The following is an 8,535-nucleotide window of genomic DNA, read 5'->3' as shown; positions in this document are numbered from 1 at the left end:
CTGCTTCAATTTTAAACTCTTCTGGATAACGCTTACCGCTCATGGGCACCTCTCTTTCAGCCATCTTAAATGACTCTAAGGTGTCTGTTAAACCCGTGGCGATTCACTGATTGGTAAGCGACCGACCCGTCAGTCCCTGGGGCTTCACAAAGATATTGTGATGGCTTTCAACATTAAGAAAAAGATATTAAGTCTGGTAATGATGTAGAAAAAACGGCCAGCTAATTTAAAAATCGCCTCACAGCGCATAAGTAATCTCGAACTCAAAAACAAAACACTGGCAGAAGAGCTCAGGCGTCTGGAAGAGAGGTTTGTTGTATGGCAGTTCAATGCTACACAGCACGGAATTAGTTTCGAGCAACTTCATAATGGACTGCCAGACATAGACAGGGAAACGAATGCTGATTAAATATTTAGTTGCGCAGATATTGCGCAATTTAAATTATATGTTATCTTGTATATACAACCAAGGAGTGGTTGATCAATTTTGCAAGGACGCAGTCTATGAAAAATATAGACGCTCTTTCAAGGGAAGAAAAGCTACTTTTGCTTTTACAAATGTTCATTGAAAGATTAAAAAAATCAGGTTTTTCAAAGGACAAGATAATTCGCTATATCTGGCTGTTTTATGTCGGCTACTACATTAAGTACTACCTTCCACAGTCTAAAACAGATCTTGCAGATCGTTTTACAATCATTTCTATGCTTTCAAGAGCTCTAAAATCGAGTTCTCCTAGAATCATTCAGCACCTTGGCTATGAACATGAGATCACGTTTTTCTTTCGCTTTATGATTCATTATGCCATTGATAATGAAGAAGAGGCGGAAAATATTTATCATGAGGAACGCGTTAAGTATAAGAAGGCGATACTTTTCAATCAAGTGATAACTACAAGGAAGAAGAGGAGGAGGAAAAGGGTTTAGATTACCGCGATGGTAAAATTCACTTTAAAAATTGTCTTAGATCACTATTTTTAAACTTTGGCTTGGAAAAATTACTTCACTAAGAGTATAAAAAACATGCAGCGATAAAGCTGCGAATACTTCCGGATAATATAATGGCAACTAAATGGGCCGACTACCTCATATCTAAAGTTAGATATAATGACAAACATACGCACATTACTGATGTAATGGTACATGTCGACAATGGGGACACGGTAGGAAATGGCACTTCCTACAAACGCGAATGGGTTATTGAAAAAATAAACGGTAACAACAGCTTTTACACTATTTTGAAAGACGCAGATGATAAATGGAAAAAAGGACAGGAAGTAATAAAAGATCGTGTAAATGGGGTTGATTATATCACTACAAAACCTAACGGTTCTGCTAGGGATAATTTAGAGAATCTTCCAGAATATTAGCTTGAAAATTCATTAAAAATGGCTCCGCATGGATTGAATGAGCCATTTTTTAATTTAAAGTTCTTGTGTTTTATATTATAAAAATAGATGAAATAAGAAGAGTCATCGGGATGCATATTATTAAAATCACAGCTAAGGCTATAAAACCCCAAGCGCTCATTGAAGCTGTTCCAGCATTTTTAACCAAAAACAAAGATAAAATCTCTAATTTGGTTAAAAATTTGATAAGAATATAGCATAAGAAAATAATAATCAAACTTATTTGAGTCATAAGAGACGTATAAAGCATTAATGCTTGAGGTATAAAATAATTTGTCATTAGTCCTTTAGAAGTCACTATTATCATTGTTTCGTTATGAATTATATTAAGAGATGAATAAAATGTTTGAACTGGTTCCCAATTTGTAATTGGTCTCTTTTCTAAATAAAGGCCTTGCATTGTATATAGATCATCAATTGAACTAATCTTTAATTTATAGATCACTATTGTAAACAAAAAAACAATTAATAAGATAGACGTTATAAAAAATAGTATTGCTTTAAATGAGCTAAACCTATTTCTTAAAGAGTATTTTATATATACCCGTGTTATCGAAATTGAGATGAAATCTAAAAGTAAAGAGTACACAAAGCCGTAATTTAAAAAGTTATTTATAGATGCATCTAGAACTGTTGGGATATGATTTGGTATTATATGGTCAGGGTTATAAAAAATCAACATCCATAAAAACCATGAGATAAAAAGAAAAGTTGAATATAAAATTGTAAACAGCGGAATGGTTAAGATTTGTCTTTTAGAAAAAAAAGTTGCACCAAAGAGTAAAAAGAAGTTCGTAGACCACCATTGCGCAAATTTTTCGGCTTTAACTTTTTTTGTAGATATTAATCCGGTGATTTTTAATGATATAAGTATTTTCCTTTTTTCGTCAAAGCTGAAAAGCCCTAGCATAATTCCGCATAAACTTAGGATAGCCGAAAAAGGAATGGCTATAATTCCAGTAATCGTAACAAGTTGATCATGCATAAAATTTTCGCTTCAAAGTTTAATTGTTAATAAAGCAGTAATAAATTAAGAGCGTTGAAGAGGGGATATTAGTAGCTCCCACAGGTATTCACTGGCACCATTAAAGCTAAGCTTTGCTGTTCGTTGTACACCACCATATCCCATACCCATGGGGACTAGAAATAATGATTGCTCATCGTAGTTAAGTGAAAGAGATTCCTGCATTGTGTTTTCAGGAGCGCTTTCATCATTCGTATAAGAAATTCCTTTTCCAAAATATCTGCCCGTATTTAATCTAATGCCGCATTTAGCAACGGTTTTACCATCGCGATATATAACACAACCAAAAGCATTGTGATCTATTGGTATAAAGCGTGTATCAATTCCTTCATTTCTTTCTTTTAATTCCAATAACGACTGTTCAAAAAATCTTTTGACATATTTCATAGCTTCGTCAAGGAATCTATCTTTATCGACATCAGTAAACGTTTTCGCTAACCTTAGATTGCTAGAGCGGGGGATATCGATATGGGGAACATTTGAAGGGAATAATATATTCGTAGAAGTAACGCGTCTCGGTGATTTCGAAGTGCTTTTAACTAATAAAGCTTCTAATGCTTTACGCAACTGCTTAACAATATCTAAAAATACGTCATCCTTGTCAGGCCACTTCGATACGGGCATACCGTCTTTTGGTACTGCTAAAAGTTTGCTAAATGGAGCATTAGCTGATTGCCAGTCACATGGCCGCAAGATGACAGGTATCACCTCGCACTTACCTTGATCCCGAAGTTGCATTGCTCGCTGCACTTCAACATCAAAACAATAACTTGAAGCTAGGAAATCAGGGCTTATTAGCAACAGAACTATGTCAGACCTCTCAAGCTCAACGTCAATGGTCGAATCGATTTGTGAACCAGCCACTATTCGTCTGTCATGCCACACGTCAATTGAGCCTTCTCTTTTTAACATAGCAAGATGTACTTCAAGCTCTTCTCGAAATTGCTCGTCTTTATGCGAATATGATACAAATATGCTAGTCATAATTAGCTCCTCAAAAATTCACAGTTTTTAGATCATGCTTAATCACCCAATATCCTTGAAAGTCTACAATTCTTTGTTACCTTTAATATCCCATCCAGACTGGCTTTCAGCACCTTTGCCGCCGCTTGCTGACTGTTCCCAATACTGTATTTTAACTTTTGAAGCCTGGAACTGATATGAGACACTGATCAGGTCACGGCTTGTAGCGCCATTGAAAATTACATTGGTGATAAGAACGTCTTCAAGCGTAATGCGACAGTACTCGATTTGGCTCCCGCCAGCCTTACATACCGAAAGCTCAACCTTACCGATATGCTTGCCGTTAGAGACATAGCGCATGATTGCTGGAGTTGCTTTGTCTATGAGGGCCTGAACCGAGAGATCACGGTACTGAACTTTTCCAGCACCACCTCCGCCTCCAACTGTCATGTTCCCCGGCTGGTTCGCGCCCCATGTGAAAGATTCAATAGAAGTCCAGCCTTTATGGTTACTATCCTGCGATTCACCTGTTATGCCATCAATTTTTAAGAAGAGATCTGTGCTCATAGTTGGTCCTTTCACTTTCCCTGAGAAGGGTAATCTGATTAAATAACTTAATGATACGTATAATGACATAAAGGCACAGCCATGGACTACTGGAAACCAAACAGATTTAAGGATTACTTTCTGACTATGGCTCATGCCGAGGCGAATCAGTTGCTTAGTAATGCCAATCACCTTTCTCACCTGTACCTGAAAGATGGATTCAATCGATTGCAGTTCCAGGATGACGTTAAAGCTTTCGTTAACGCTCAACTCAACCTTATCCGTTCAGATTCAACTGATGCTCAATGCCAGGAGTGCATTCAAAACCTAAAAAAGGAAAATGAGTACCTCACTATTCAGGACAGAATGCTGAGGGCAGGTACGGCTGCGGTTCATGCCTCAGTGCAACTTGTCAGGAATGGAGATTTTTGGGGCTATGTGATCAATGGTGTTGGGGTAGTGCTTAGCGGTCTACAGGTCATTGCAGGTGTTTCGGTGATTGGAGCTTCCCTTGCGTCAGGAACAATCATAGGGACAGCCTTTGGAGGCATGTTGGTTTTGCATGGACTTAATGGTTTTCAGGAGTCTGTTGAGAACCTGGTTTATGGCAAAACTGATAGTGCGGGATTACTTAAACAGGGTTATGTAGCAACAGCTGAGTTTTTAGGGTTCGAACAGAGGGTTGGACAGTTAGCATACAGTTCGATGGACCTGACACTTTCTCTCTATGGCATCGTGCGTCTGGTACAAAAACCTGAGGCCTGGCGTCTCTACTATTACCTTAATACCGACTACGTTCGCGGTATTAAGGAAATGAGCAGAAAAGAGCTATTCATTGAAGTCTATAATGACGCTTCAGCCATTAAGTCAATTTCTGATACTTACAAAGAGTGACCATGCTTTTTCATAAATCTGTAAGCTTTGAATGCAGGTTTCAAAGGTACGAATATATATAAAATCACGAAACCTGCTACAAGTGTGATCGAATACGAAAGAAGGTTTTCTTGTGTACCACTGTGAATGGTATAAATGAGTCCTGCGAGAAGGATTGCTATTAATATCATTGCAACTATGAATCTTTTCTTTAACTGTGAAAGGAGCCAGGGATAAGGATAACCGTCTTTTTCAGCATGCTGACGTATCACAGAGACTTCTTTTGGTGTAAACCCCTCTTTTACAAGCATTTCTTCGATTTGCATTTTGTTCATAATGAGCGTCATTCATTTGTCTTACGATAGTCTGATTGTAACTCATTACCTAAGCCCTATACAAACCGGACAGGCCTTTGAAGGGCTTCTGGTTTTTTATTTTTAGAATGGTTCCCTGGTGCTAACACTTGCGCATAAAATATTTGTTTTGAAATTCCGGTGAAAAATGAGCTTGTTAATTATTGGATTCAATTAAGGTGATACTTTCCAGTTTCCATCACTCTTCGTAAATTTGAATTCAGCTACGGTTTGCTTCTCGCCCATGAATGGTAGTGTTACATCGGTATTCACTTTGCAGAGGTATGTACCTTTTGCCTCTGATTCTTTACAGGAAATTTTCTCAGCTTTGTTCAGAGTCGTGAGCATGTCTTTGCTGTTCTCACCGAATCGCTGTTTGGCTTGCTGATTTGTGTGGTCAATGTTGTCCTGCATAGCTTTCTGGATTTCGGAAGAGGAGGGTTCGCTGTCGCAGCCTGTAAGTAAAGCCGCCAAAGACATGACTGCAACTGTTGAAATTTTATTCATTTCTTAATCCCTTATTTGATATTGATGATTATTGTGTTGCTGTGCATTTAATCAGTGTTTGGTCAAAAATTTCACACCACTGCTTCAACTGCATTTCCGTATCGCGGATCCCTCGTTCATGGTGGAACCGGCCTTTACGGGGGTGAAATTTTATCTGCCACTCCGGGCATTCAATGTCTCTCACCTGGATAAAAAATCCAGAGTTCTCGAAGTTTTTAAGGCGGGTAAGATTGTTGTGGCCTTTACTCCCCAGCATGCCAACCATATCGAGAGCTACGATTTCACCACCATTAGCAAGGTGATATCGCCAGCCTTTGACGTCACTGAACTTGTAAGCTTTTTTGCGCTTATTAGCTTCAAGCGTCAGAAGCTCACGATTCGTATCAATGGTCATTTTGCTGCCCTGGAACTCATGGCTCCACAGACCGTTGTTATTCACGTTCAGCAAGTCGATAGTCGACGCGTTTGCTCTTTTATGTGTGTATGACACATATGCTGTTAGGAGTAAGAAGAAGGCAGGTAATGTCCACATGAACAGGAACCCTGCAGTGTCTTTAGGATTTGAATCAGTCAGTATCCAGCCGATCACCAATACAACAATCCAGAATCGAATTGAACGAAAGAACGAAGGTTTACGTACTTTCTGACTATTCAAAGCCGCTATACCCATTTTATATACCTTTGACGTTGTGTGGTTCATAACTAGCTGATTGGTAACTGATTTTACTGGTGATTTTTGAACGAGTTCAAAACTTAAGCAAATCACTTGTACCGATCGATGATCCTATTTTGATAGGTACTGACTATCATATGTCATTTATCGATCTGTAAAAACGATCAATTGTTTGTGCAAATAAGAACTTAGGCTGGAAAATTGCGTTGAGGCAGGAGGTTATCGAAAGGATACTGCTGCGCGCTCAGTCAGAGTTTGGCTGCTGCCTGGTGGCTCAGATAACGCAGGTTCAGCTGAGAGGACTGTATGAATTGTCGAAAATGAGGATTTTTGGTGGAGAAACGTCTTACCTGCCTTTTTGAGCAGGTCTGTGAAAGCAGCCAGGTAAGGAATGCTCAGTAGCCACTTCAATACCCTTGTCATGAAGTTGTCTGCACTGCTGGTTTGCTTGTTTGGCAAATGCGTAATGTTGAAGGGGGATTGCGCTTCGGTTGCTTCCGTTCTTTGTTTATGTACTAGAAACTCTGCAATTACTTGTGTCTCTAAAGGTGCGGGTGAGGGCTGTGAAGCCACTTCTACGATCACAGGAGTATCAGATTTACTCGCCTCATTACCACTTGAAGCCGAAGCTTTCAAAGCAAACAGTATGGGATTGTCACGTTCAGGTGCGTAGCGGAGTTTCTCTTGTAGAGTCGCCCATGAGTAAGCTTTACCTAACTGGGAGGCTTTGAATGCTATTCCGGCATACTCAAAGGAGAAACCATTCATACGGCCAGAACTGGCAATGTTAGGTATGGTCGTTATACCGTTCTCAGCAAGTGCTTCAACGAAGCCCAAGATATCATTAGCACTCGTAAGGATCTCGTCGATAGAGTTCTGTAAGAACGTCTTGGGGCTTGGCTGACCTTCACGCCTCTCCTTCTGTTGCTCGCCACGTGATAGCTTCATGCGCTCTCTTACAGAGGAAGTGCTATGTGAAGGGGTTGGGCCTTTGGTTCTGGTCAGGTCATATGCCAGCTCAAGCTCCTGGATTATGCGGGTACTCGCAAGGTTTTCATTCCTACCCAGATAAAGCTTTCCTCCAATGAGGTCTACTCTGCTGGCAATGATATGAATGTGCTGGCCGGCCTCGTCGTCATGTATGACATAGCAGCGTAGGTGCGTTTCACTGAACCCCATACGTTTCATATAGTCGTCAGCAAACGTAGCCCATCGCTCATGGGAAAGAGTTTCACTAAAGGGCAGCCGCAGAGAGTTGTGCCATACAGGTTTCAGTATGTCCGTGCGGAGTGAAGCTGACGCGTCGAACTCAGCGATCAACTCAGCAGCTGAAGCGCCCAACATGTTCCCGCCGATAACTACCGGATCAGTTTTATGATGTGGTCCGGGTTTCAATACGTATAGGACAACACCTGCGAAGCTCTTACCTCGTTTGATCTTCTGCATGCCCTTCATTAGAGGGGATACTCCATAGATCAGCGGTAAGGAGGCGAGAACGAAGCTCACTGATTTGCCGCTTTACGGCGAACAGTTCAGTCTTAGTAAGTGGGTTACATGACTGCTTCGCATTCAGGTGACTAACAATCTCACTAAGCCTCTGATTAATCTCACCAAACATTTTCCATGCCGCTCTGTTGATCTCAGGAACGACAGCAGGTTGGTTCTTTAACAGGCACATACGAAGCCATTCGCCCTTTGCGTATTGCTTACGCTCTTGATCTAAAGTATTTAGCTCTGAGTTATTTAGCCTGACGCTGACGCAATGAATACGAAGATTTTCTGCAAGGGGAGGGCGGTATAAATTATTCATAGGGACTCCTTTTCAAAATATGAGCATATTCCTTATGCATAACATATTTATAACCGATAGCTAAATTATGTCAACGATGTAGGTTTTGACTTATCTTTTTCAACCGAAGGGCAGAAAAAGCAAGGCAACTCAGCTTCGCTGAGTTAGCCCTTGCTTAATACTTACTTACCTCAGATTGTATTGACAAAGTTTTAATGTGATGTATAAATAATATAAAAAGGAGGTTTCCATGAAAAACTTTTATATCTTCATATATTATTTAATGATCCCATTGTTTATTTTTGCACTTCCTCTTTATTCTTACTGGGGATGGGATGCTTTATTCAATGGGTCGAATTTAAACGGATTTAATAAAGTTGCGGTGCTATTATCCATTTTTA

Annotated in this window: 11 protein-coding genes; 3 read left to right on the top strand and 8 right to left on the bottom strand. The window is 39.9% G+C overall.

The genetic code is table 11. The features are described 5' to 3' along the window. Nucleotides 1-504: 504 nt before the first annotated feature. Together AB3U87_RS04750 and AB3U87_RS04745 are read left to right on the top strand one after the other, a co-directional pair. Complete coding sequence (locus AB3U87_RS04750) at nt 505-924, top strand: hypothetical protein (protein ID WP_394148560.1); 420 nt, start codon at nt 505-507, stop codon at nt 922-924. 134 nt (nt 925-1,058) lie between these two features. Further along, a complete protein-coding gene (locus tag AB3U87_RS04745; protein ID WP_394148558.1) occupies nt 1,059-1,367 on the top strand; it encodes a DUF3892 domain-containing protein in 309 nt (102 codons plus the stop codon). Nucleotides 1,368-1,437: 70 nt separating this feature from the next. Here the strand turns inward: AB3U87_RS04745 and AB3U87_RS04740 are convergent, their stop codons facing one another. The 3 genes from AB3U87_RS04740 to AB3U87_RS04730 form a co-directional block, all read right to left on the bottom strand. Then, complete coding sequence (locus tag AB3U87_RS04740; protein WP_394148556.1) at nt 1,438-2,391, bottom strand: hypothetical protein; 954 nt, start codon at nt 2,389-2,391, stop codon at nt 1,438-1,440. 45 nt (nt 2,392-2,436) lie between these two features. After that, complete coding sequence (locus AB3U87_RS04735; RefSeq protein WP_394148555.1) at nt 2,437-3,414, bottom strand: toll/interleukin-1 receptor domain-containing protein; 978 nt, start codon at nt 3,412-3,414, stop codon at nt 2,437-2,439. A gap of 63 nt (nt 3,415-3,477) precedes the next feature. After that, on the bottom strand, nt 3,478-3,960 hold the full coding sequence (locus AB3U87_RS04730) for an Hcp family type VI secretion system effector (protein ID WP_394148553.1): 483 nt from the start codon (nt 3,958-3,960) through the stop codon (nt 3,478-3,480). Between the two features lie 81 nt (nt 3,961-4,041). Here AB3U87_RS04730 and AB3U87_RS04725 point away from each other — a divergent pair, with 81 nt between their 5' ends. After that, complete coding sequence (locus AB3U87_RS04725; protein ID WP_394148551.1) at nt 4,042-4,833, top strand: DUF4225 domain-containing protein; 792 nt, start codon at nt 4,042-4,044, stop codon at nt 4,831-4,833. Here AB3U87_RS04725 and AB3U87_RS04720 read toward each other — a convergent pair. The 5 genes from AB3U87_RS04720 to AB3U87_RS04700 form a co-directional block, all read right to left on the bottom strand. After that, nucleotides 4,821-5,147 carry a hypothetical protein gene (locus AB3U87_RS04720; RefSeq protein ID WP_394148550.1) on the bottom strand — a complete coding sequence of 109 codons (327 nt, stop codon included), beginning with the start codon at nt 5,145-5,147 and terminating at the stop codon, nt 4,821-4,823. The genes AB3U87_RS04725 and AB3U87_RS04720 overlap by 13 nt on opposite strands. A 192-nt stretch (nt 5,148-5,339) precedes the next feature. Then, on the bottom strand, nt 5,340-5,672 hold the full coding sequence (locus AB3U87_RS04715) for a hypothetical protein (protein ID WP_394148548.1): 333 nt from the start codon (nt 5,670-5,672) through the stop codon (nt 5,340-5,342). Nucleotides 5,673-5,700: 28 nt separating this feature from the next. Continuing rightward, entirely contained in the window at nt 5,701-6,342 is a 642-nt protein-coding gene (locus AB3U87_RS04710; protein WP_394148546.1) for a DUF4755 domain-containing protein, read from the bottom strand. Nucleotides 6,343-6,564: 222 nt separating this feature from the next. After that, entirely contained in the window at nt 6,565-7,800 is a 1,236-nt protein-coding gene (locus tag AB3U87_RS04705) for a relaxase/mobilization nuclease domain-containing protein (protein WP_477181474.1), read from the bottom strand. After that, the gene (locus AB3U87_RS04700; RefSeq protein WP_394148543.1) at nt 7,769-8,155 is read right to left on the bottom strand and encodes a hypothetical protein; all 387 of its coding nucleotides are present in this window, start codon (nt 8,153-8,155) and stop codon (nt 7,769-7,771) included. The genes AB3U87_RS04705 and AB3U87_RS04700 overlap by 32 nt, the downstream gene beginning before the upstream one ends. Between the last annotated feature and the right edge of the window lie 380 nt (nt 8,156-8,535).

The organism is Erwinia plantamica (genome assembly GCF_043420595.1).
Taxonomy (GTDB): domain Bacteria; phylum Pseudomonadota; class Gammaproteobacteria; order Enterobacterales; family Enterobacteriaceae; genus Erwinia; species Erwinia aeris.
The sequence above is the reverse complement of the archived record's forward strand: the minus strand, read 5'-3'. Positions and strand labels throughout refer to the sequence as shown.